General features: G+C 30.0%; 26 protein-coding genes and 1 riboswitch. Of the genes, 12 read left to right on the top strand and 14 right to left on the bottom strand.

The window, feature by feature from the left end; translation table 11 throughout:
* Positions 1–75 precede the first annotated feature (75 nt).
* A riboswitch (FMN riboswitch) is annotated at positions 76–208 on the bottom strand.
* A gap of 89 nt (positions 209–297) precedes the next feature.
* Positions 298–1830 (bottom strand): FAD/NAD(P)-binding protein, encoded by a 1533-nt coding sequence (locus tag ACNMOQ_RS05490; protein WP_218688425.1) that lies wholly within the window; start codon positions 1828–1830, stop codon positions 298–300.
* Between the two features lie 384 nt (positions 1831–2214).
* Between ACNMOQ_RS05490 and ACNMOQ_RS05485 the strand changes: the two genes are divergently transcribed.
* The 5 genes from ACNMOQ_RS05485 (at position 2215) to ACNMOQ_RS05465 (ending at position 6665) form a co-directional block, all read left to right on the top strand.
* The gene (locus tag ACNMOQ_RS05485) at positions 2215–3363 is read left to right on the top strand and encodes a betaine/proline/choline family ABC transporter ATP-binding protein (protein WP_017000840.1); all 1149 of its coding nucleotides are present in this window, start codon (positions 2215–2217) and stop codon (positions 3361–3363) included.
* Positions 3364–3376: 13 nt separating this feature from the next.
* The gene (locus ACNMOQ_RS05480) at positions 3377–4012 is read left to right on the top strand and encodes an ABC transporter permease (RefSeq protein WP_070044677.1); all 636 of its coding nucleotides are present in this window, start codon (positions 3377–3379) and stop codon (positions 4010–4012) included.
* A 15-nt stretch (positions 4013–4027) separates the two neighbouring features.
* Entirely contained in the window at positions 4028–4978 is a 951-nt protein-coding gene (locus tag ACNMOQ_RS05475) for an osmoprotectant ABC transporter substrate-binding protein (RefSeq protein ID WP_017000842.1), read from the top strand.
* Between the two features lies 1 nt (position 4979).
* Entirely contained in the window at positions 4980–5669 is a 690-nt protein-coding gene (locus tag ACNMOQ_RS05470; RefSeq protein WP_135032669.1) for an ABC transporter permease, read from the top strand.
* 165 nt (positions 5670–5834) lie between these two features.
* Positions 5835–6665 carry a DUF6612 family protein gene (locus ACNMOQ_RS05465; RefSeq protein ID WP_064211681.1) on the top strand — a complete coding sequence of 277 codons (831 nt, stop codon included), beginning with the start codon at positions 5835–5837 and terminating at the stop codon, positions 6663–6665.
* A gap of 254 nt (positions 6666–6919) precedes the next feature.
* On the opposite strand, the gene sagB is transcribed toward ACNMOQ_RS05465, so the two are convergent.
* Positions 6920–7852 carry a peptidoglycan release complex glucosaminidase SagB gene (gene sagB / locus ACNMOQ_RS05460; RefSeq protein WP_064211334.1) on the bottom strand — a complete coding sequence of 311 codons (933 nt, stop codon included), beginning with the start codon at positions 7850–7852 and terminating at the stop codon, positions 6920–6922.
* A gap of 184 nt (positions 7853–8036) precedes the next feature.
* Entirely contained in the window at positions 8037–8258 is a 222-nt protein-coding gene (locus tag ACNMOQ_RS05455; protein WP_017000846.1) for a hypothetical protein, read from the bottom strand.
* A gap of 334 nt (positions 8259–8592) precedes the next feature.
* Between ACNMOQ_RS05455 and ACNMOQ_RS05450 the strand changes: the two genes are divergently transcribed.
* Both ACNMOQ_RS05450 and ACNMOQ_RS05445 read left to right on the top strand, forming a co-directional pair.
* Entirely contained in the window at positions 8593–9024 is a 432-nt protein-coding gene (locus tag ACNMOQ_RS05450; protein WP_064211367.1) for a sigma-70 RNA polymerase sigma factor region 4 domain-containing protein, read from the top strand.
* A gap of 92 nt (positions 9025–9116) precedes the next feature.
* Positions 9117–9545, top strand: a complete 429-nt coding sequence (locus ACNMOQ_RS05445) for a competence protein ComK (RefSeq protein ID WP_210618569.1) — start codon at positions 9117–9119, stop codon at positions 9543–9545.
* Between the two features lie 70 nt (positions 9546–9615).
* Here the strand turns inward: ACNMOQ_RS05445 and ACNMOQ_RS05440 are convergent, their stop codons facing one another.
* The 4 genes from ACNMOQ_RS05440 to ACNMOQ_RS05425 form a co-directional block, all read right to left on the bottom strand.
* On the bottom strand, positions 9616–10440 hold the full coding sequence (locus ACNMOQ_RS05440; RefSeq protein WP_218688427.1) for a DUF5996 family protein: 825 nt from the start codon (positions 10438–10440) through the stop codon (positions 9616–9618).
* 21 nt (positions 10441–10461) lie between these two features.
* A complete protein-coding gene (locus ACNMOQ_RS05435; protein ID WP_017000850.1) occupies positions 10462–10911 on the bottom strand; it encodes a hypothetical protein in 450 nt (149 codons plus the stop codon).
* A 100-nt stretch (positions 10912–11011) separates the two neighbouring features.
* On the bottom strand, positions 11012–11653 hold the full coding sequence (locus tag ACNMOQ_RS05430) for an HAD family hydrolase (RefSeq protein WP_064211335.1): 642 nt from the start codon (positions 11651–11653) through the stop codon (positions 11012–11014).
* Positions 11654–11709: 56 nt separating this feature from the next.
* The gene (locus ACNMOQ_RS05425; RefSeq protein ID WP_064211336.1) at positions 11710–12099 is read right to left on the bottom strand and encodes a hypothetical protein; all 390 of its coding nucleotides are present in this window, start codon (positions 12097–12099) and stop codon (positions 11710–11712) included.
* Positions 12100–12309: 210 nt separating this feature from the next.
* Between ACNMOQ_RS05425 and ACNMOQ_RS05420 the strand changes: the two genes are divergently transcribed.
* Entirely contained in the window at positions 12310–13656 is a 1347-nt protein-coding gene (locus ACNMOQ_RS05420; protein ID WP_416350321.1) for a PepSY-associated TM helix domain-containing protein, read from the top strand.
* A gap of 118 nt (positions 13657–13774) precedes the next feature.
* Here ACNMOQ_RS05420 and ACNMOQ_RS05415 read toward each other — a convergent pair whose 3' ends face one another.
* From ACNMOQ_RS05415 to ACNMOQ_RS05400, 4 genes are all read right to left on the bottom strand, one after another.
* On the bottom strand, positions 13775–13936 hold the full coding sequence (locus ACNMOQ_RS05415) for a hypothetical protein (RefSeq protein ID WP_017001124.1): 162 nt from the start codon (positions 13934–13936) through the stop codon (positions 13775–13777).
* A gap of 107 nt (positions 13937–14043) precedes the next feature.
* The gene (locus ACNMOQ_RS05410) at positions 14044–14598 is read right to left on the bottom strand and encodes a sugar O-acetyltransferase (RefSeq protein ID WP_416350320.1); all 555 of its coding nucleotides are present in this window, start codon (positions 14596–14598) and stop codon (positions 14044–14046) included.
* Positions 14599–15548: 950 nt separating this feature from the next.
* Positions 15549–16406, bottom strand: coding sequence for a cation diffusion facilitator family transporter (locus ACNMOQ_RS05405; protein ID WP_017001143.1), 858 nt, complete (start codon positions 16404–16406; stop codon positions 15549–15551).
* 201 nt (positions 16407–16607) lie between these two features.
* Positions 16608–17318, bottom strand: coding sequence for a transaldolase (locus ACNMOQ_RS05400; RefSeq protein WP_017001142.1), 711 nt, complete (start codon positions 17316–17318; stop codon positions 16608–16610).
* A gap of 202 nt (positions 17319–17520) precedes the next feature.
* Between ACNMOQ_RS05400 and ACNMOQ_RS05395 the strand changes: the two genes are divergently transcribed.
* From ACNMOQ_RS05395 to crcB (ACNMOQ_RS05380), 4 genes are all read left to right on the top strand, one after another.
* Entirely contained in the window at positions 17521–18369 is an 849-nt protein-coding gene (locus ACNMOQ_RS05395; RefSeq protein WP_017001141.1) for an MBL fold metallo-hydrolase, read from the top strand.
* A gap of 46 nt (positions 18370–18415) precedes the next feature.
* Positions 18416–18718, top strand: coding sequence for a hypothetical protein (locus ACNMOQ_RS05390; protein ID WP_017001140.1), 303 nt, complete (start codon positions 18416–18418; stop codon positions 18716–18718).
* 181 nt (positions 18719–18899) lie between these two features.
* Complete coding sequence (gene crcB / locus ACNMOQ_RS05385) at positions 18900–19265, top strand: fluoride efflux transporter CrcB (protein WP_064211340.1); 366 nt, start codon at positions 18900–18902, stop codon at positions 19263–19265.
* Positions 19262–19609 carry a fluoride efflux transporter CrcB gene (crcB, locus tag ACNMOQ_RS05380; protein ID WP_017001138.1) on the top strand — a complete coding sequence of 116 codons (348 nt, stop codon included), beginning with the start codon at positions 19262–19264 and terminating at the stop codon, positions 19607–19609. The genes crcB (ACNMOQ_RS05385) and crcB (ACNMOQ_RS05380) overlap by 4 nt, the downstream gene beginning before the upstream one ends.
* A 137-nt stretch (positions 19610–19746) precedes the next feature.
* On the opposite strand, the gene ACNMOQ_RS05375 is transcribed toward crcB (ACNMOQ_RS05380), so the two are convergent.
* The 3 genes from ACNMOQ_RS05375 to ACNMOQ_RS05365 form a co-directional block, all read right to left on the bottom strand.
* The gene (locus ACNMOQ_RS05375) at positions 19747–20589 is read right to left on the bottom strand and encodes an aldo/keto reductase (protein ID WP_218688430.1); all 843 of its coding nucleotides are present in this window, start codon (positions 20587–20589) and stop codon (positions 19747–19749) included.
* 23 nt (positions 20590–20612) lie between these two features.
* Positions 20613–21995: an NAD-dependent succinate-semialdehyde dehydrogenase gene (locus ACNMOQ_RS05370; protein WP_070045732.1), complete on the bottom strand. Its 1383-nt coding sequence runs from the start codon at positions 21993–21995 to the stop codon at positions 20613–20615.
* A 68-nt stretch (positions 21996–22063) separates the two neighbouring features.
* On the bottom strand, positions 22064–22975 hold the full coding sequence (locus ACNMOQ_RS05365; RefSeq protein ID WP_064211344.1) for a nuclease-related domain-containing protein: 912 nt from the start codon (positions 22973–22975) through the stop codon (positions 22064–22066).
* Between the last annotated feature and the right edge of the window lie 217 nt (positions 22976–23192).

Genomic DNA, 23192 nt, shown 5'->3' with positions numbered 1-23192 from the left:
AAGAAATAAGCCTTTAATAGATTAAAGACAAAAACATTTTTGTATAACGAAATAAGCGTATTGTATACGCTTCGTCTATTCTTTCTCCCATCCAGACTATACTGTCGGCTTCAGATTTTCACTGAATCAGCCACAAATGCTAAGCAAATGCAGGTCGCGGGCTTGAATTACCGCCGGTTGGGAATTTCACCCAGCCCCGAAAGAATATTATTAAATTATAATCATCAGTAATCACTGATGACCATATTCTATACTAAAATAGTATGGTTTACAAATATATTACTAAATTTAATATATTTATTTATTTTTCTTCTTTTTCGACTTTTTCTTTCTGTTATTATTTTTTAAGTTTCTTTCTTCTAGTTCAATATATAAATCATTAACGGCTCTAACTGTTTCATCCACTAATAATGAAACGCCATTAACATCAAAATTTACACCACTTGTAATTTGTCCTATTGCTTTTAAATTTGGCATTGTTCCATATTTAGGGCTAATTATTTCATTAGAATATGGCACTACTAAAATACCACCAAAAGGATGAGGCGCAATGATTTGTTTATTTTCTAAACCTTTTATAAAATGCTCATCCTCATTTAATTCAGATAAATGCATTTTAGGACCTGTTGCATTAATAACATAGTGATAACTATCTTCATTTTCACTATTTTTATATTTTAGTCTAAATTTCCCATAATATTTACGAACGTTTTCTAATCCTTCTTTTACAACTACATCTCCACTTTCTATCCATTCAATTAATTGTTTAGCTGAAGATTGTGGCATGGGGTTAGCGTTTCTTTTAAAATGCTGACCGTATTTAGATAAAAATGTTTCTTTATCTTTTATAGTCATTGCGTTCCATAGTGGAATCATATTATGTTTTACTTCTTCAACAAAGGATTGGAAGTGTCCAACTTCGTCTTCATGCTTTAAATCATATTTTATATTGATTACATTATCTTTTTTAAATCGATGTAACATTTTCTTTAAATCAATATTTTGATATTCACACTCTTTTTTAAACAATTCTTCTATTTCAAATAATGGTGCTATTCCTTTATGAATTTTTTTGATTTTTTCTACTTCTTCAACACAAATATACTTTAATTTAATATCATGGTTAATACCACGAACTGTCGGAAACTGAGCATGTCTAGAAGTCACTACAATCGGAAATTGTTTATGGTTTTCCATAACATATCGAATAACATCAACTGAACTTAATCCTGTACCAATAATAGCAATATCGTCATTTTCTTTAACGCCTCTCAAAGATTGTACAGTTGGATAAGGTGATTCTATATATCCTTTCACACCTTTTAATTTATAAGGATCTTTGTAAGGTAAAGTTCCAATCGTCATAAAAACATAATCATATTTTTGACATACCGCTTCATTATCTTCTATATAACAAATATCTATTTTATATTGTCCTCGCTCATCTTTAATTTCTTCAACATAGCAACTATCAACTTTGTATTTGTGAACGAAGATATTATCATATTTGTTTAAAATATTATGTAAAATAGATTTCATATAATGACCAAAAACTAATCTTGGTAAATACTTTGCTTTTCCATAATCAAAAATGTCATTGTTTTTATACCATTTTTTAAAATCTTTTTCGTCATCTGGATCTAATGACATTTGATTGGCCGGAAGATTAATAAGTAAACGATCACTATCATTTTGAAATGGCTTCCCCATCCCCATGTCTTCTGAACTATCAAAAATATCCACGGTGATGTTTTTAAAATTTTTATGTTTAGTCAATTGGTTTAAAGTGCTTACGCCAGCAGTTCCCATACCTATAATTGCTACTTTCAAATTTTTCTCCTCCAAAATAACACAGTTTATATTACTTTAATTTTACCATTAGTATTTAAAATAAATGTATGATTTCTCTATTCTTTATATTATATTATTACCTCATTTCAAATTTCTAACCGTAATATGCCTTAAACACTATTGTCCATGCACTATATGCAAGATTTCAGCATACGATTTCTTGTCACTTTTTTATTCTTTACATATATGACAATATTCTTACTTTAATATTTTTCGCGATTTTACGCTTTTTATAAATTTTCTTATTTTTTATAATATTCGCTTTTCAAAAACCTTAGCACATGTAAATTTTATAAATATGCAAATAATATGCTATAATGATAAACGTTGTTATTTTACATATTAAAATAAAGGAGAAGTGTTATGTTATCAATACAAGACTTAACTAAAGTTTATCGTGGCGGTAAAAAAGCTGTAGATAGTATCAGTATGGAAATTGAATCTGGTGAATTTATAGCATTTATTGGTACGAGTGGTAGCGGTAAAACTACTGCTTTAAGAATGATTAATCGCATGATTGAACCCACTGGTGGAACAATCACTTTAAACGGGAAAGATTTAAGCAAGATGAATGCAGTAAGTTTAAGAAGAAGTGTAGGATATGTCATTCAACAAATTGGTTTAATGCCACATATGACAATTCGCGAAAATATTGTTCTAGTTCCTAAATTATTAAAATGGAATAAAGAAGAAAAAGAAAAGAAAGCAAAAGAGCTTATTAATTTAGTTGATTTACCTGAAAGCTATTTAGATTTATATCCCTCTCAATTATCTGGAGGACAACAACAACGTATAGGTGTCGTTAGAGCGCTAGCAGCAGATCAAGACATTATCCTTATGGATGAGCCGTTTGGTGCCTTGGACCCTATTACGAGAGATACACTCCAAGATCTTGTCAAAACGCTACAACATAAATTAGGAAAAACAATTATCTTCGTAACACACGATATGGATGAAGCTATTAAGTTAGCAGATAGAATTTGTATCATGTCTGAAGGAGAAATTGTTCAATTTGATACACCTAATAACATTCTTAAACACCCAGCTAATGATTTCGTTAGTGAATTTATCGGTCAAAATAGATTGATACAAGATAGACCTAACTTAAAAGTGGTAGATGACGCTATGATTAGTGCTATTACAATTACTTCTGAAAAAACAATAGACGAAGCTGTAACATTAATGCGTGATAGACGTGTCGATGTTCTATTTGTTACGAATCTCAAAGGTAAATTAGTAGGTTGTATTGACATTGAAGACTTAAATGAAGGCTATCGAAAAGGTAGCGATATTATCGATATGATGGACCGAAATGTTTACACTGTTAAAACAGGTACGATGCTTCAAGATTCAGTGCGTACAATACTTAAGAGAAACGTTAGATTAATTCCTGTTGTCGATAACCAAAACTTAATCAAAGGTGTTATAACAAGAGCTAGCCTTGTTGATATAGTTTATGATTCAATTTGGGGATTAAATGAAGAAGAAGCAAAAACAAGTGATATTAAATAAGGAGTGAACAATTGTGATAGAATTTCTTCAAGTTAATGGACAAGAACTATTTCAAAAAACAATAGAACACTTCTATATCTCTTTCGTTGCGCTTTTACTAGCAATGGTTGTTTCAATACCTTTAGGCATCGTGTTAACACGAACGAAAAAACTTGCCAAAATAGTATTGTCAATAGCTAGTGTTCTACAAACCGTACCATCTTTAGCGGTATTAGCAATTATGATACCTTTCTTAGGGGTCGGTAAATTACCTGCAATTATTGCATTATTTATTTATATTTTATTACCTATACTAAACAATACGTACATAGGCATTAATAATGTTGATAAAAACGTTAAAGGTGCCGGCATTAGTATGGGGATGACTAAATTCCAAGAAATGTATATGGTTGAACTCCCTCTAGCCATTTCTGTAATCATGAGTGGTATACGCTTATCTAGTGTATATGCTATCAGTTGGGCAACTTTAGCAAGTTTCATAGGAGCAGGTGGTTTAGGTGACTTTATCTTTAACGGGTTAAACCTATATCAACCAGACCTAATAATCGGTGGTGCAATTGCGGTTACAGCAATCGCGCTAATTATGGATTTTGTACTTTCTAAAGTCGAAGAATGGGTTACACCTAAAGGGTTAAAAGTTTCAAGATAAGGAGGAAACATAAACATGAAAAAATATTTTAAATTGTTTATTCCGATAGTTACGCTAACAGTAATTTTATCCGGATGTTCCCTACCTTTTCTTGGAGGAACTGGTGATAAAAACTCTGTAAAAATCGGAATGCAAAACACAAGTGAATCACAAATAATAGGTCATATAGATAGACTAATGATTGAACATGAAGCAAAAAAAGATAATGTTAACGAAAATAATATTCAAATGATTAATAATTTAGGTTCTTCAACTGTTACATTCAACGCAATGAATACAGGTGACGCTAATATATCCAGTGCACGTTACACAGGTACAGATTTAACTGGCGCTTTAAACATGGACCCTATTACAGATCCTGATAAAGCTTTGAAAGTTGTAAGAAAAGCTTTCGATGAAGATTATAATCAAAAATGGTACGGTTCATACGGATTCGAAAATACTTATGCTATGATGGTTACAAAAGAAACAGCTGAGAAATATAACCTTAAAAAAGTATCGGATATGAAAAATGTTGCAGATAAATTAGAGGCAGGCGTAGACTCTTCTTGGATGAAACGACCTGGTGATGGTTATCCTGCTTTCAAAGAAAAATATGGTTTTGACTTCAAACGTACAAGACCTATGCAAATCGGTTTAGTATATGATGCATTAAATACTGGAAAAATGGATGTAGTCCTTGGATATACAACTGATGGTAGAATCGCAAGTTATGACTTAGTTGTATTAGAAGACGACTTACGTTTCTTCCCTCCATATGATGCAAGTCCTCTAGTTACTGAAGAATTAATTAAAGAAAAACCTTATGTAGATAGAGCGATGAAAAAACTTGAAGGAAAAATTTCAACTGAACAAATGCAAAAATTAAACTACGAAGCTGATAATAACTTAAAAGAACCAGCTGTAGTTGCTGAAGAATTCCTTAAGAAACATAATTATTTTGACGATGAAAAGGACGGTGAGTAAATTGACGAATGGAAATGTATTAACACAATTAATTGAATACTATAAGTATAATGGTGGTTATATTTTTCAACTATTCTTAGACCATTTACTCATTTCTGTTTATGGCGTATTATTTGCGGTTATAGTAGGTATACCATTAGGTATTATTATTGCAAGATATTCTAAATTATCAGGTTTCATCATAACTTTAGCAAATATCATACAAACCGTACCTGCTTTAGCACTATTAGCTATTTTAATGCTAGTTATGGGATTGGGTTCAAATACAGTTGTTATGACTGTCTTCCTATATGCCCTACTCCCTATCATCAAAAATACTTATACTGGTATTAAAAACGTAGATAGCGGAATCAAAGACGCGGGTAAAGGTATGGGAATGACTTCTAAACAAGTATTAACGATGGTCGAACTACCATTATCACTTTCCGTAATGATTGGTGGTATAAGAATTGCGTTTGTAATCGCAATTGGTGTTACAGCTATAGGATCATTCATCGGCTCTTCATCCCTTGGTGATATAATCATTAGAGGTACAAATGCTACAGACGGTACATCACTTATTCTAGCTGGTGCAATTCCAACAGCTTTACTAGCAGTACTAAGTGATATTGTGTTAGGGTATATAGAAAGAAAATTAGATCCTACTAAGCGTAAGCAAAAGGAACCTCAACCACAAACACTTTCGGAGTGATAAAATGAAATTTATATTAAAAATACTCATTGCATTTGTTGCAATATTAATACTTTCACCCAAGAAAAAACTTAAGTAAATGTAATAAAATGGACATAAATATAATAATTTTTGCAATTAAATTATATTTAATGTTACCATGTTTAAAACAAGGGAGGAAGCCAAATGAAATTCAGAGTATTAGGCAGTTTATTTTTATCTTCATCTCTATTATTAGCAGCTTGTGGAAATAGCGGTGATGATGATTCAGGAAAGAAAACTGAAAAAAAAGAAGAAACTAAAAGTGCTAGTCAAGTAATATCTGATTTACAAGACAATGCTAAAGATGTTAATAGTTATCATACAGATAATGCGATTGCAATGAAACCTAAAGACGGTGAATCACAAAAAGTCAAAGTCGGCATGGATGTTGACGAAAAAGAAACAGCAAAACTAGTAACAAATCAAGCCGGTCAAGAAATGACGATTTACGTACAAGGTAAAAAAATGGTAGCTAAAGCGAACGATCAATGGATAGATTTATCATCTCAAGTAGATAACATGGATATAGATAGTTCATTAGATCAATTAAACTATGAAAAATACGTTAAATCATTAGATGGATTCAAAGATGCTAAAGCTAAAAAAGTCGATGATGGATATGAATTAAAATATAACATCAAAAATAAAGAAGACTTCAAAAAATTAGCTAGTTCATCAGGTAATAAAGACCAACTTGAACAATTTGAAGATCAAATTGATGACGTTTCTGGTGATGCAGTTCTTAAAGTAAATAAAGATAATGAAATTGAATCATATATTTTAGATTCTAAACTTAAAAAAGACAAAGACACAGCAAACATCAAGACAAAAGTTACTTATGATAAAATCAATGATATAGATGAAATTAAAATTCCAGACGAAGCAAAAGATGCTAAGAAAATAGAAGACTTACAAAAAGAGCAATCTTCTGATCAGAAATCTTCTGAAAGTTCAAATTCAGAAGAAGCATCATAATATAACGATAGAAAGTCCGAGACATATATAATATGCCTCGGACTTTTTTAATTATTTTAGCAGTATATAATTGGACTGACAATACGCTTATATCAAGTGTTTCGATATTAAGGATCTGTGCTATGTAGAGATACTCTTATTGGATTAAGCATGATATTAGCTCACATAGACACTATCTTCTATTAAAAGTGATTTATCATATAAAAAAACAGCCAATCCTTTTCCTGGATTGGCTGTTTTTATAGAGTTAGAATTTATTTTCTAGCCTCTTCTTGTTCTAGTTTTTTATCTAATTCTTTTATAGAAAGTGATTTATCAGTATCTTTATATTTATAAACAATATAGTACTTACCTTCTGTTTTTAAATCTGAATAGAATTCTGCAATAATACGTGCGTTACTTTGTGCCCATTTAATATCCGTTGCATATTGATGTACACCTGGTTTCTCAGGATTCCATCTCATACTATATAAAGTATTTTGCTCTGGATTTGATAAATAGTGATCATGAATAAACTTAGCGCCACCTGATATTGCTTTATGTGGGGTATCCCAACCTTTTTTCTTAGCATATCTAGCTCCAGTACCTATTGGATCTTCATCTAATGCGCCTACACCATAGAAATTGTAGTATTTCTTACCATCAGATTCTTCTTTAGAATTTGTCACTTTTCCTTTATCCGTTAATAATACACCATTAGCTAGTTTACTCTTATTATTACCTGTTTCTAAAATAGCATGACTAATTAAGTACACCTCATTAACATGTTCTTGTTTAGCAGCATCTAAAAATTGATTTGAGTATTTCTCAAGTGCTCCTCTTTCTCTTAGCATGTGGTGGAATCTTTTTTCATCAATACCTTGATACTCTGATAAATTTAAAAACTGATAAACTTGTTTTTTATCATTTAGTATCTTTTCAACATCCATTACATCATGTATTTCACTTCTTGACGCATTCTTCCAATTGCCTGACTCTGTTGCTACCTGCATTTTCGTATCATTTTTATATTGTTTTTCAACGGCTTTACTTAAAGTTAGTGGTACCTCTACATTTTCTTCTTGTTTATCTACTTCGTAAAACTTTAAATGATTTGAAATTAAATAATAGAACAGGCCAACAATTATTGCTAAAACTAATAATAATACGACTATATTTTTAATTGTTTCTAGCCTGGCATTCTTCATCGTTTCACCTCTAAATTTGTAAACTTATAACCGATATCATTTTGATTAACTATTTTTAAAAAGTTTACCTCTTATATTTTAAAGGATTACAACGGAATATTCAAAATTTAAATTATTAAGTTTTAATTACTATTATATTTCAATTCAAATAAAAAAAGCAGACATACTTTAAAAGCATGTTTGCTTATTTATAAGGTGTATAGTCCATGAAAATAAATGACATTGCAGCTGATCTATTTTTATAGTTGTAATGACTTAGATTAATCGTTCCTTCTTCTTCGCCATTTCTATAATTCATAAATCGGTTTACATTGTTAATCATTACAAAATCAGCATTATCTCTAATATTATTTAGTTCATTGTTTCTCGCAAAAAAATGTTCTAAATTTAAGTGTTCATAATCCATAAGATGAACCTCCTAGTCTTTGCCCCAATAAAACATATGTCCATATATATCCAAATATACACGTTATTATGGCAATTGTAAATCATTTAAACGTATAATTTTTAATGTGCTTTTTTATGTTTTATTTCGGCTATATTTTTATATTTTTTACGTAAATTTACGTTTTATTTTGTTTAATCTATATTAGACCTTTATATATGTTGTTTTCAAATTAAACGCTTGTTCCTAAAATATATATAATTAGTACATCCGGAAATACTAGTGTGCATGCCCACAAAAAGAGGCAACCATGTTAGACAAGCAATTCAATTTGAATTATAAAAAATACGAAAAGATGATACATCATCTTTTGCATCAACACCAAATTAAATATCATTACGATGATTACTTTCAACTTATGGTTATAAAACTATGGGATTTATTAAAATCCTATGATGAATCGAAATCTACAAATCAGGAAAAATACATTTATTTAAAGTTAAAGTATTATTTAATCGATTGTCTAAGAAAAAATATTAAAGAAATAAACCGTTTTTTGCCTACATCTGATTATACACTACTTGATCAATCGTACAGTGATTTTTATCAATATGAATTATATAGTTTATTGGAGATTTTAAATGAAGAGGAGTTGACTTGGCTCAATTTAACATTACAGGGTTTTTCTACAAACGAAATAAGCATATATATGAATAAGAGTCCTTCATCAATTAAAAGATATAGAAAATCAACTAGAGAAAAATTAAAATCGGAATTCTTATTTTAGATTTTAACAATGAGCTATACACTGTCAGCATTTATATATAAAATATTAAGTGTTAGGAGGTGTAGTTACTGAAGACATTAATTTGTGCAGACATGACCTTTTTAAAACGTTCAGAAAATCCTATATATAAATACCAAATAGAATATATACAGCATCCAATCCAATACACTAACCTTTCTGTTAAAACCCTTATAGACGATGCTTTAAAAATTGAAGGTGCTAATATGCGCACTCGCGAACAATATGCTAAATATATTTTGAAAGTTCATAAACTTATTCCTCTCATGATTTACGCTACACAAGACTTTGTTCTATTCCCTACTACATCAAAATCTCACTTTGATTATATGTTAATCAATGCTAAGCAAATACAACATATTGAACCATTGTCATATCATACAGAAATAAAATTTAAGAATAATAATACTATCAATATAGATCAAGATTATCATCTGATTAGTAAAAAGTTTGGTGAATCCTTAAGACTCATACACTACCAAAAATATCATTTAAGGATTTAAAAAAGAGTGGGCACATGAAATCTTATAATAAAATTAGACTCATTACCCTCTCTCTTTAAAATGTATTTTATTATTTTGTTAATTTACTACTCACACCTGAAAGTAAAGCTTGATAAGCACTATTAAAGAAAGTTAGTAATACTTCATCTCTTCTCATAATGCTTTCTAAGTCTTCTTCATAAATTAAAAAGCTACCATCTTTACCATTGTATTCAGCATAAGAAGGTTCAACTTGTTTTAAATTTATTTTATCTTTTTTAAATGGATTAATCTTCAGAACATAGTATGGCGACTCTCTATACTTATCTCCAAAATAATAACATAATGAAACTGTATATTCATCATTACCTTCAACATAAAAAATAGAAGTAACATCAAATTTATCCCAGAATAAACCTGTTTTTACATCTTTAATATTTCTTGAATGTAGAAATTGATAATGATCGTATTGTGCTTGTTGCATCAAGCGAAGTGCATGATAAGCTATTTTAGGATTAAAAGTACGTTCTTTATCATCCTTATCTAATGTTGTTTCATAAGGTATATTATAAGGTTTCGTATTAATTTTAATTGTTATATCATGTTCTTCTAATATTTCGAAAATAAATTCATAATATTCCTGAATTGTTTGTCCTGTTTTTATTAGTAATGACTGCTCTTCTTTGTCTACTTTCACAACCAATGTTTGATCCAATAAATCTAAAGTTATTTCAAATTCATGACCATTACTTTGTAATACACCTGTTGATAAACCAACTTGATTAACTGTCAGCATGACATGTTTATATAGTGGCTCTGGTTCTTTTGTTTCTATACAACACTTACCCATTATTTGTGCTATATATCTTATAGTTGCTCGTGTTTCACGCCACTCGTCAAAATATAATAAACTCATTCATGACACCCCCTACATATGCTACGATAAATCTTTGAGCCATTTGGCTATTAGTATTCTTTTTGTGAAGTAAGCATTTACCCACTTTATGCCTTTATAACCAATGAAAAGTAATACGACACCTAGAATGATGTAGAGTAGCTGAAATAATAGCGCCTCACTTAAAGGTTTTGTAAAGTATAAAGTGAATGTACCTAATATTAACAATGCTGCCGTAATGAGAATACCTACCATGAGGACATTACCAAATAGTAGTCCACCTAACGTCATAGCTTTATCTATTGAACTCGGTGGTTTAGCTTTATCTATAATTTCTTTCTCAAGAAAATTAGAAACAAAATGACTAGGTTTACCATGTTGCTCTAATAGATTTTCATTGCTATTTAGCATCTCTGTAGCAACTTCTTTTTCTTTATTGTTTATAAACCACAATTTTTTATAAACAACTGATTTATATTGTTCGTTATTCATGCAACACCTCTAAATGTCATTAGTAAATTTATTATAACATTAATCAATATACGTTGGGATTAAATTAATCTTAGATTTAAACTATTAAATAAAACCTATTTTATGCTCGTTCAAGATAACGTTCTATAATTTCTTCAGCCTTTACATTCTTATCTAAAATATTTATATGACTAAAGTCCAAGTCTTCTGTAATATCATGTGTTATAACAATAACATCCATTCCAGCATCAACAGCTGCTTGAGCTCCATTAGGTGTATCCTCAATTGCTAAGCACTTATCAGGTTCTACGTTTAATTCATGAGCTGCCTGAATATATAATTCCGGATTAGGTTTTACAAATGCTACATCTTCTCTTCCTTTTATAACATTTATATTTTTATTCAACTCTAAACGTTCAACGTTATGTATTATATCTTTTTTGTAACTACTAGTAGCAATACCCATCTTCAAATTAGTTTCCACACTATAATCGTATAATTTTTTAACTTCTGGTTTTAGTGGTAAATTGTATGTGCCTTTATAATGATCTTCAAACATTTCTTTTAATGCGATTTCTGAACCTAGTGCATTAAATATTCTTTCATCTAATTCTTTTGATACTGATCCGATTGAGGCTTTATATTCATCTAAAGATATAGGTGGATTTTTATAATTTTCAATATGCTTATTTAGTGTATTAAATAAATGAATCTCTGTATCTATAATTGTACCGTCAAAATCGAAAATAATTGCTTCGTACATATTTAACACTCCATTCTAAAAAAATAAAAGTCACGAAATCGTGACTTATTTGTATTTTATAAACCTTCTGATTTAAGAGTTAACTCTAAACGATCGATAATATTCTCCAATTGTATAATACTTAACCCTTTTTCTTTAGCAATTGCTTCTTGATTAGATGCTAAATATTGGACAATAAGTTGTAAAGGGACAATTGCTCCACACTTTTTATTATCCTCATTAATAATAAATAACCCGTCTGATTTACTTAAATTTAAATCTTGTTGTTCTTCCGAACTAAGATCGCCTTGAAAGTAAACTTCACCATGCTCAAAATTTTGATGTTTTCTTTCTTCTAAACTTATAACGGCTTCGTGAATACTTTCTTGATTTAAGCCTTTATAAAATTTATTTATTATATTTTTTCGACTTTTTTTGTCATTGATTAAAGTTACATTTGTAAGCACAGTAATTCACCTCATCTCATTTATTCAATTTTAACATTTTATTCTGAATTTTTAGAGTGTTTTAATATTACATTTTGGATACATTTATTACATGGCTTTTTCTAAATTCACTAAAGTTTCATAATTTTCCACTTTTTCATATTGTATTTATTTTCTTGAAGTTATACCTTTAACTAGGCGAGAATAAATAAAGAAATCGGGGATGTTATTGTGAAACAAGTTTATAACCCATTAAGACGTTTACATTTTTACGCAGCATTTTTTATTACGCCTTTACTTCTAACTTTATCTTTAACAGGCATTGGTTATTTATTTTTTACCAATGTAGAGAATCATATATATGAGGATGAATTTTTCTCAAATAGCGAAACAAAAGGTCATCAATCATTAGATGGTGCAGTTAAAGAAATACAAGAAGTTTATAAAGGATACGAAATCAAAAAAATAAGTATTATGGATGAACCTTACAATAACCGTGTCACAATCGGTAATGACAAAGGAGACTCTAGATACATATTTTTAGATGAACATAATCAAAGAGTGGCTAATCAAAATGCTAAATTCACTTATTCAAATGTACTTAGAGAATTACACAGCTCTTTATTTGTTGGTGGTACAATCGTAAATTATTTAGTTGAATTAGCAGCATGTTGGACAATCTTTATGATACTATCTGGTGTTTATTTAACTTTCAAATCAAAAGCATTAAAGAATACTAAAAAGAAAAACGCATTCTTATTTAATAGACGACTACATGCAATAGTTGGATTAATCATAGCTATACCTATTTTTATAGTAGTCTTAACAGGCTTACCTTGGTCGGCGTTTATGGGAAAACAAATTAATCAGTTTGCAGAAGATCATCCAAAGTTAGGATATACAGCATTAAAATCTAACCCTCCAAAATCTGAAGATAATGAATTACCTTGGGCAACTAGAACTAAAGAAAAACCCAAATCGGACAAGGATGCACATGCAGAGCATCATGGTAATTCAACAAGTATGATTGGTACAAATGGTCAACAAAGCTTAGAGAACATTATAACTCAAAGTAAACAAGATGGCATTAAAGAACCCTTCTCAGTAGTATATCCAGGAGATAAAGATGGGGTCTTCACTGTTTCTAAAAGCAGTAACAGTGGTGTAACTGGTCTAGACGTCCCACCTAAAGAAGAAACTACAGCTTATTATGATCAATATTCTAGCAAACAATTAGGTAAAGTTGACTATCAAGATTATGGAATTGTAGGAAAATGGTTTAGCTATGGTATTCCCCTTCACGAAGGTCATCTATTCGGTACAGCAAATAAAGTAATGAATTTACTAGTTTGCATCACATTCATAGGTGGCATAGTATTAGGTTTTATCACTTGGATGAAACGACGAAAAACTGGTACCTTTGGCGCTCCTCCAATTGTTAAAGGAAAGTGGTCACTTGGATTAATAATACCACTAGTGTTGTTAGGCATAATAATGCCGTTGTTTGGAGCTTCATTAGTGATTGTAGCAATAGTTGAATTTATATTATGGAAAAAAACTCAAAAAACCGTTACCTAAATATATCTAATAAAAAATAAGCATATCACTTTCAAACTGAGATAATCAGTTAAGTGATATGCTTATTTATTTTGAATTAGGATCTAGGTCCCGAACTCAATCTTTATAATAAATATTCTTAATGGCTTTCATCATAATCATTACAAACCGCTTCTAATAAATATCTTAATTCATCATCATCCATATCATCTGGTACTCTCACTTTGATTAAATGGTTTTGATTTGTTATGACATGAAAGTAATGATGATCATTTTCATAGCCTTTTCCTAATATTTGCATGCATAACATCCCCTTTTGTTTTTTATCGAACGCTATGACCATAATATACCATATTGATATGATTATTATTATGAATTAGTTTTAATTTATAGTAAATAACACAAGAATCAATCTATACTTTTGATTATCTTAGCTGGATTTCCTCCGACTACTTTATTAGAAGGAACGTCTTTAATCACTACTGCTCCAGAGGCAATTACTACATTATCACCGATAGTGACCCCAGGATTAACAACAACGCTACCGCCAATCCAAACATTATCACCAATTACTATCGGTTTAGCAAATTCTAATCCGGAATTTCTTTCACCTGGATCAATTGGGTGTGTCGCTGTGTATAATCCTACATTAGGACCAAACATACAATTATCACCGATATGTATTGTAGAAACATCTAACATTGTACAGTTGTAGTTAGAATAAAAATTTTCTCCTATAAAAATATTATATCCATAATCAACATTAAATAGTGGATTAATTTCAAAGTTTTCTTTATAATCACCTAATAATATTTGTAGTACTTTTTTTCTTTTGTCTTTTTCTTTAATCGGTAATTGGTTAAACTCATATGTTAATTCGCGTGCTTTTTTTCTATCTTCTACTAATTCATTGTCACTCGGTAAATATAAGTCCCCTCTTATCATTTTCTCTTTTTCAGTCATATTATCGTTCCTTTCTATTAATGAAACATCATTTTACATTATACATTTAATATAAACAAATAGAGAGTAAGACTAGAATTGAAAAATATTTTCAATCCAATCAACAATTGCCAATGTAATGAAAGAGCTGGGAACATAATTCCTTAGTTCGTTTTTGGATGGGACTGATCAAAAAGCAAGAGTTGATATTGTTATTGGATTTTCTATCTCATTAATCCAACTAACCATACCTTTATTGGATTTTCTAAGACAATAATCCAACTAACCACACTTTTATTGGATTTTCTACTTCATTAATCCAAATACACATACCTTTATTGGATTTTCTAAGACAATAATCCAACTAACCATACCTTTATTGGATTTTCTACTTCATTAATCCAAATACACATACCTTTATTGGATTTTCTATCTCATTAATCCAACTAACCACACCTTTATTGGATTTTCTACTTCATTAATCCAAATACACATACCTTTATTGGATTTTCTATCTCATTAATCCAACTAACCATACCTTTATTGGATTTTCTATCTCATTAATCCAACTAACCACACCTTTATTGGATTTTCTAAGACAATAATCCAACTAACCACACTTTTATTGGATTTTCTAAGACAATAATCCAACTACGCACCTTCTTATTGGATTTTCTACTTCATTAATCCAAATACACACTCCTTTATTGGATTTTCTACTTCATTAATCCAAATACACACTCCTTTATTGGATTTTCTATGACAATAATCCAACTAACCATACCTTTATGAAGTGCACCACAAAAGTTGAACCACAAATAAAGCACTTTTGTATATCTTAACGAGAAAAGTCTAAAATGAAATATGTTTTAAGGATTGCTATAATAGCAACAAATATAAGAAAAATGGAAAATTTAAAAATCAACAAAACGAGTCTGAGACATATTTATGTCCCAGACTCGATAAGTTTTTTATAAATTAGGTTCAGGATGAACATAAGACGAATATACCCCTGATTTTTGTAATTCTTTTTCAACTAAGTCACATATATCGTGAGCTTCGTCTAAAGAAAGTTTTTTATCTACAACAATTGTAACATCTAAAAACACACTATTTCCGTGGTATCGGCCTTTAATCGATGGAACATCTATTACACCAGGTATTTTAGATATATCCTCACTATAATTGTTTAAATCTTTTTCGTGAAATCCGTCACTAAGTGTAAATATAGATTCTTTAAATATTGAAAAACCAGTAAACACAATAATCACACCTAAAATAACTGCTAAGACAATATCCACTATAGGAAATCCAATTTGTGTGAATATTAGACCTATACCAGTACCAATACTGACTAGTGCATCGGATAAGTTATCTTTAGATGCAGATTTTAAAGATGTACTCTTTGTTTTCTTTGATAAAGAATCATTAAATTTATATACGAGAAGCATGACAATACCACTGATGAAACTGACCCATATTGTTAAAGTGCTAGGTTGACCGTACTCTCCAGTGAAAAGTATAGGTATATTAGATGATATAACTTGAATACCTACGAACATGATTATAAATGAAACGATTAAAGTTGTGATATTCTCAGTCTTCATATGTCCATACGGATGATTCTTATCTGCTGGCTTTATAGATATTTTTAATCCTACTAATACAGCCACTGAAACGAAAATATCCGTTAAGTTGTTTAAACTATCTGCTCTTAAAGCAGAAGAATGATAACTGGTACCTACTATATATTTTATAATTGAAAGAATGATATACATAACAATACTAATATATGCACCCTTTTGAGCTAGTCTTAAGTTGTTTGCCATATTGTCCACTCCATTTTTGTCATTGAAATATGATTATATAACAAAACAACAGACAAGTTAATGAATTAGCTATCGTAAAATAATATTAATTTAGTGGGTTAATTCTAGTTTAGGTCTACCTATAATTTAATATTTATTTCAGTAAAAAGGAGCTTGGTATATTATGTACCAAACTCCATTTTTATAACTTCTCAATATTAATTATAAAATGCTTAAACCACTTGCTTTAATATCTTTAGCGAAACCTTTAACTGTATCTACTGATAATTCATTTACATCTCTTCCAATGTTAGGAACCTTAGCCACTACATCTTTTGGACATGTTATAATATCAACACCAATTTCATCTGCTTGAACGACATTAAATAATTCTCTACAGCTTGCCCATAACAATTTCACGCCTTCTTTGCTATGACAAACTTTTTCTGCTTCTTTCATTAAAGGAAGTGGATCTACACCAGTATCAGCAATACGTCCTGCAAATACAGATACGTATGTTTCAACACCCGGTTTAATCACTTCAACAATTTCTTTTACTTGTTCTATTGTATATACTGCCGTAACGTTTACTTTCACGTCATTCTCTGACAGTTTTTTAATAAGTGAAATCATCGATTCACCTTTAGTATTAACGACAGGAATTTTTACGAATACATTTTCACCGTATTGTTTTAAAATTTCCGCTTCTTTTTCCATAGTTTCTATATCATCCGCAAATACTTCAAATGAAATTGAAGCGTCTGGGATTGCTTTAACTGCTTCTTCAGCAAATGTTTTATAGTCAGTAACGCCTGCTTTTTTCATTAAACTAGGATTTGTAGTAAAACCATCTACTTCATTATTTTGGTATGCTTGCTTCATTTCTTCGATGTCTGCACCATCAGCAAATACTTGTACTTTTAGATTACTCATGCTATTCATTCCTTTCAATTTATGTAACATTATCGTACCACAATTTGCAATCGCTTACTAAATTATTTGATTTATATAACATTTGTTAAGCTTCCTTAAATGTAATTTCAATAGTTTTATGTCATAATATACATAAATATAAGTTTAATTATAAATATGATTTATATATTTAAAATATGGATTAACTAGGCGGTGAGTTACGATGATTGACAAGCATGAAATAATTAAACACTTCAAGCTATATTCAACGGGCTCCTTTCTAGGAGACGAAGCCATCATAAATAATAGAAAGAAAAGTTTAGTCGAACGCTATTATATCTTTTCTTATTATTTAGAAATTAACGATTTTAAAATTTTAATCAATACTGGTTTTTCAGAACGCGTTAAGCCTAGCACCGATTTAAAAACTTTAAAACTTTTTCATAGACAAGATTATAAAGTTTTTGAAACGTTGCCAAGCCAACTTATGAAAGACCATATTCATCCTGATCAAATTGATTACTGTATTATTACAAATTTCGCTAGTCACCACATTGGATATTTAAATGCTTTTAAAAACGCTACGATTATCACTTCTCATGAAGCTTATCATGATTTCATAACACAACAAGTTTCAAACAATAGCCTACAATTGAGTTTCCATGTTATGCCTGATGACTTTAAAGATCGTATAGAGTTTATAGAAAATTTTTCGAAAGTTGATGATTCTGTTCTTGGTAAAGGATTTAAAATTTTTAATAATGATTCACTAATCAGTTATTATTTACCTGGAGCAATGCCTGGTCAATTTGGCTTAATGATGAAATTTCAAGATTTAAATATATTCATGTGTAGTGACGCTGCATGGTGTCGTTCAAATTTAGACAAAAATGAACTTCCTACAAAACGATTACTTAAACAATCATACAATGGCGAGCGTTTTATAGAAACCCATATGAAATTAATTGATTTTAAGCATAGCAGTAACAAAAAGTTATTTATTCTTCCAAGCCACTGTAAAAAGATGGATGATTTTGAAGAAGTATTAAAGTTATTAGATGCATTGAATTAACATTTATGATAACATAAGCGATTATATGGAAATTTTGGAGGCCATCATGGATAAAGCTAAACGCTATTTTTATATATCAGTTGTACTCATGATTATTAGTTTATTTTTAAGTGCACAGAATCCTCTCATAGAATCATGGTTTGGATCTCTAGTATCACTTGTATTAATCAGCAGTATTTTAAACGGTATTCTATTACTTATTGCTGTTATTACAACTGATAAGTCAATTAAATATCAAACTGAAAAGCATAAAACTATTGCGAAAATCAGTAAATTTTTACCAATTTTATTATTTGTAGTTATTATTTACCACATTGTCGTTATAGTGAAATTCTTTGGTATAATTTAAGGTTAGGATATTATCAATGTCTCAACCTCTGTCATGATATTGACAGTAACTGACTGGAATGAAAAATGCGGTTATATCAAGCTTTTTTTACTCCTAGTCACCCTTACCGGGGCGGTACTATGAAATCTTTTTTGAAAAATAAGATTTCTGTCCCGCTCCTTTTTATTTTGGAGGTTTTTATATGATTTATGTCGTAATATTTATAGGTGGTGCAATTGGAGGTGGATTACGCTATCTTTCAAGTTTTATTATTTCAAGTAATACCTTCCCCTTCTCGACTTTATCAGTAAATCTAATTGGTGCTCTTCTTATGGGTATTTGCTCTACTTATTTTATAAAATATTTTAAAAAACACCCTTATATACAGAAAATGATAACAACTGGTTTCTTAGGTGCGCTCACTACGTATTCTAGTCTAAGTTTAGAAACAATACACTTGTTAAAAAGCGGACAATTTATATTAGCTTTTACTTATGTAACTATAAGTATTATCTTAGGATTTATATTTGTTGCTCTCGGATATAAGAAAGGGACAGAGGAAAAATGATATTAATTTTAATAATGATAGGCTCTGGTGTAGGAGCAGTACTTAGACATATGACAAATCAAATTATCAGTAAATTTTTCACGCAAAGTTTCCCCTTTGCTACATTAATCGTTAATGTTGTTGGAAGCTTTATTATTGGTCTTTGTGCACAATATATAGCAGAAAGTTCACATATTTATTCGATATTAGCTATCGGTTTTTGTGGAGGTTACACAACTTTTTCAACACATATACTTGAAGTATATGAACGTTACTTATTAAAATCATATAAACAAATGATATTATATATAGCATTAACGGTTATATTATCATTAACTGCTTGTTATTTAGGCTATATCATTTAACAAATTTCAAAGTTTTTTAAAGTAATAACACCTATACTTAGGCATTCATACACTTAAAAATTCGAAAAAATTCTCCCAATCCAAAATTTTAAAATCTAACGGATTAGGAGAATTTATTTATATTTTACTTATTCACCTTATTTACCAGTAAATTTCTCTGGGTCAGGTCCAATTCTTTCGTCTTTATTTAAATTATTTAATCGTGACAATTGATCTTCATTTAATTCAAAATCAAAAACATTTAAATTCTCTTCAATTCTTGATGGTGTTACTGATTTAGGTATCACAACTATATCTTCGTCAATATTCCATCTAATGATAACTTGAGCCGGTGTTTTACCTATTTCTTTTGCTATCTCTTTAACTGTTTCATCTTCTAAAATTTGTCCATTCATTAATGGAGACCATGATTGAGCTACAATTTTTTGTGCTTTTAAGTATGTTCTTAAGTCTTTTTGAGTTAGATATGGATGGCATTCAATTTGATTAATCACTGGTTTAATAGATGCTTCTTGTAACAAACTTTCTAAATGTGAAACATTAAAATTACTCACACCTATATTTTTAATTTTTCCATCGTTATATAAAGCTTCCATTGCTTTCCACGTTTCAGCAATTAATTCTTTATCGTCTCCAGGCCAATGAATCAGATATAAATCTACATAGTCTAGCCCAAGTCTTTGTAATGAAGCTTCATATGCATTTTGGACATTTTCCATACCGTAATCCGTCATCCATAATTTAGTAGTTATAAATAAATCTTCTCTATTTAAGCCTGCTGATTCTAAACCTTCTTTAATACCTTGGCCTACTTTTTCTTCATTTTTGTAAGTTTGTGCTGTATCTATATGACGGTAACCACTTTCTATAGCATGTTTAACCGCTTCTCTACATTCATCATTGTTTTCAACTCTAAACGTTCCTAATCCTAGTGCTGGTATTGTATTACCATTGTAAAATTCTACTTGTTTCTGTGTCATGTTATTTCCTCCTGGTTTTATCTTTATAATAGTATTGAAGCTACTTTTGTTTCTAGATATGGCTCAATACCTTCTGAACCGCCTTCTCGGCCAAAACCACTTTCTTTCATACCACCGAACGGGATATGTGCAGCACTTGGACCTCCATCATTCCAACCAATCACACCATAATTTAAGTTTTCATATAATTCTATGCCAGTTGCATAATTTTCTGTAAAGAAATATGCTGCTAAACCAAATGGTGTATCATTCGCCTTCTTGATTACTTCTTCTAATGAGTTATATGTTTGAATTGGTATAACTGGTCCAAATGTTTCTTCAAACATAATTTTCATATCATCAGTAACTTCAGATAGAATAGTTGGCTCTACAAAATAACCACCATCTTTATAACTATCTCCTCCAGTTACTACACGGGCACCTTTACTAGTTGCATCATCAATATGTGATTTTATTTTCTCAAATCCATCACTATTGATTACAGGACCAATGTCAGTAGATTCATTTTGCCCGTTACCTACTTTCAATTTGTTCACTTCAGATTTTAATGAAGATTCAAATTTATCTTTAATAGATTCATGTACATATATTCTATTAGCACATACGCAAGTTTGACCAGCATTTCTAAACTTAGATGCTATTGTACCTTGTACGGCTTTTTCTATATCAGCATCTTCATGAACAATTAAAGGTGCGTGCCCTCCTAATTCTAACGTAACTTTTTTAAGAGTTGAACTAGATTGCTCCATTAATTGTTTACCTACTGGTGTAGAACCAGTGTAAGTGATTTTAGAAATTAATTCATGGCTTGTAAAGATTTTACCAACGTCTTTACCTGAACCATTAACGTATTGTATAACATCTTTATCAAAACCAGCTTCATGAGCTAAATCTACAAATTTCATTGTTGTTAATGGTGTATCTTGTGCAGGTTTACAAATAAATGTACATCCTGCTGCTAGAGCTGGCGCTGCTTTTCTTGTCATCATTGCTGCTGGGAAATTCCATGGTGTAATACTTGCGACAACACCCACCGGTGCTCTAGTAACGATTAATCTTTTATTATCTACATGCTCTGGTATTGCTCTGCCATAAGTTCTTTTAGCTTCTTCAGCAAACCATAAAATGTAATCTGTAGCATACTTTACTTCACCTTTTGATTCTTTTAATGGTTTACCACTTTCTTTAGTCATAATTAACGCAATTTCTTCTTCTTGTTCTAAAATGAGCTCACGCCATTTATATAGAAGTGCACTTCTTTCGTGAGCTGTTGTTTTTTTAAATTTTTGAAAAGCATGATGAGCATTTTCAATCATTTCGTTAATCTCTTCTTCACTATTATTGTTCAAAGTTTCAATAATTTCTTCCGTAGCAGGATTTCTAACATCAAATTGTTTCTCACTCATTTTCACAACCACCTTTTCATATTATTTATAAAAAAAGAAAACGCTACTATTATTGTAGCGTTTTCTGCTTAAGGATTAAACTTTTCTAACTCGTCCATTATTCTTTCTAGATCTTCAACACTGTATTGGAATCTTCCATGGAATACAAATTTATTGAAGAAATGTTGTAATTGTTGTTCACCAACAAGCACTTTAATATTTGGATCTTGTGAGTAATTACTAATTGTGGCTTCATCCACTTCATCAGGATGGAAATAGATGATTGGTGTTGGCGTATATTTAAGTTCGAGTTGTCTTTGTAATTCTTCAGATGTTTCGTCCACTTCTTTAACTTTATCAGTATAATCATGAAATGCAGCTGATTTTTTACTAGCTTGTTTTTCAAGGAGTAAAGTTTGTTCTTTTTTAGGATTTAAATCCAATGTTTCAAACACTTGCCCAAGTACAGGGAACTCACTAAATTGCTGTTCAGTTATACCATGATATATATGGCCGTTTACCAAATTAGAGTCAATAACATAAATACCAGTTCTCGTTAAAACAATATGATCGATTTGATGTACCTTACCTAAAGGATCTTTAGGTAAAAAGATATTTGCCATTATATGCATATCTTCAGGTCTTATTCTTCGTTCATTAACAAGTTGATCACGGAGATCTAATAAATGTCTATCAGTTATATATTCTCCTTCATTTTTCGAAAATATTTTTAATGAGTCAATTTCTCTTTCTTTTTGAGAAATTTCAACTTGATGCTCTTCTTTTTGTTTAGATAGAACCTTTTTGTTTTCTACTCGTTCATGGTCCAATTTTTCTTTGTGTTCAGATTTAAGTGACTCATTTTGCTTCTTATGTTGTTCCTGAACTTTCGCCAAAGAATTCTTTCTTTGTTTTAATGAAACAAAGAATAATATGATAAATATTATCGCAATAACGACAGCTGCGATTAATCCATAATGAATCGGTTCTAATTGACTCATATTTGCTGATCGCTCCCTTTCTTATGTATTACATCTATTATAGTAAATATTATAAATAAATTCAGTATATATCTTCAATATTCTTCTCTAATTTAAGCATTATTTTTTGATTTTTTAAATACTTCGTACATTTCTATAGTTAATACACACTTTATTAGTAAATTAAAATTCTCAGATATCTAAGAATATATATAAAAAGAATCTCACCACTAGATCA

This window comes from Mammaliicoccus lentus (assembly GCF_947036595.1).
Lineage (GTDB): Bacteria > Bacillota > Bacilli > Staphylococcales > Staphylococcaceae > Mammaliicoccus > Mammaliicoccus lentus.
This window is presented reverse-complemented; position numbering and strand designations above follow the sequence as displayed.

Bases quoted from the DNA above. Each gene is read 5' to 3' on its own strand.
- ACNMOQ_RS05485 (WP_017000840.1), top strand. From the start codon at position 2,215: ATGTTATCAATACAAGACTTAACTAAAGTTTATCGTGGCGGTAAAAAA.
- ACNMOQ_RS05475 (WP_017000842.1), top strand. From the start codon at position 4,028: ATGAAAAAATATTTTAAATTGTTTATTCCGATAGTTACGCTAACAGTA.
- ACNMOQ_RS05465 (WP_064211681.1), top strand. From the start codon at position 5,835: ATGAAATTCAGAGTATTAGGCAGTTTATTTTTATCTTCATCTCTATTA.
- sagB (WP_064211334.1), bottom strand. From the start codon at position 7,852: ATGAAGAATGCCAGGCTAGAAACAATTAAAAATATAGTCGTATTATTA.
- ACNMOQ_RS05455 (WP_017000846.1), bottom strand. From the start codon at position 8,258: ATGGATTATGAACACTTAAATTTAGAACATTTTTTTGCGAGAAACAAT.
- ACNMOQ_RS05450 (WP_064211367.1), top strand. From the start codon at position 8,593: ATGATACATCATCTTTTGCATCAACACCAAATTAAATATCATTACGAT.
- ACNMOQ_RS05445 (WP_210618569.1), top strand. From the start codon at position 9,117: ATGACCTTTTTAAAACGTTCAGAAAATCCTATATATAAATACCAAATA.
- ACNMOQ_RS05440 (WP_218688427.1), bottom strand. From the start codon at position 10,440: ATGAGTTTATTATATTTTGACGAGTGGCGTGAAACACGAGCAACTATA.
- ACNMOQ_RS05435 (WP_017000850.1), bottom strand. From the start codon at position 10,911: ATGAATAACGAACAATATAAATCAGTTGTTTATAAAAAATTGTGGTTT.
- ACNMOQ_RS05430 (WP_064211335.1), bottom strand. From the start codon at position 11,653: ATGTACGAAGCAATTATTTTCGATTTTGACGGTACAATTATAGATACA.
- ACNMOQ_RS05415 (WP_017001124.1), bottom strand. From the start codon at position 13,936: ATGCAAATATTAGGAAAAGGCTATGAAAATGATCATCATTACTTTCAT.
- ACNMOQ_RS05410 (WP_416350320.1), bottom strand. From the start codon at position 14,598: ATGACTGAAAAAGAGAAAATGATAAGAGGGGACTTATATTTACCGAGT.
- ACNMOQ_RS05405 (WP_017001143.1), bottom strand. From the start codon at position 16,406: ATGGCAAACAACTTAAGACTAGCTCAAAAGGGTGCATATATTAGTATT.
- ACNMOQ_RS05400 (WP_017001142.1), bottom strand. From the start codon at position 17,318: ATGAGTAATCTAAAAGTACAAGTATTTGCTGATGGTGCAGACATCGAA.
- ACNMOQ_RS05395 (WP_017001141.1), top strand. From the start codon at position 17,521: ATGATTGACAAGCATGAAATAATTAAACACTTCAAGCTATATTCAACG.
- ACNMOQ_RS05390 (WP_017001140.1), top strand. From the start codon at position 18,416: ATGGATAAAGCTAAACGCTATTTTTATATATCAGTTGTACTCATGATT.
- crcB (WP_064211340.1), top strand. From the start codon at position 18,900: ATGATTTATGTCGTAATATTTATAGGTGGTGCAATTGGAGGTGGATTA.
- crcB (WP_017001138.1), top strand. From the start codon at position 19,262: ATGATATTAATTTTAATAATGATAGGCTCTGGTGTAGGAGCAGTACTT.
- ACNMOQ_RS05375 (WP_218688430.1), bottom strand. From the start codon at position 20,589: ATGACACAGAAACAAGTAGAATTTTACAATGGTAATACAATACCAGCA.
- ACNMOQ_RS05370 (WP_070045732.1), bottom strand. From the start codon at position 21,995: ATGAGTGAGAAACAATTTGATGTTAGAAATCCTGCTACGGAAGAAATT.
- ACNMOQ_RS05365 (WP_064211344.1), bottom strand. From the start codon at position 22,975: ATGAGTCAATTAGAACCGATTCATTATGGATTAATCGCAGCTGTCGTT.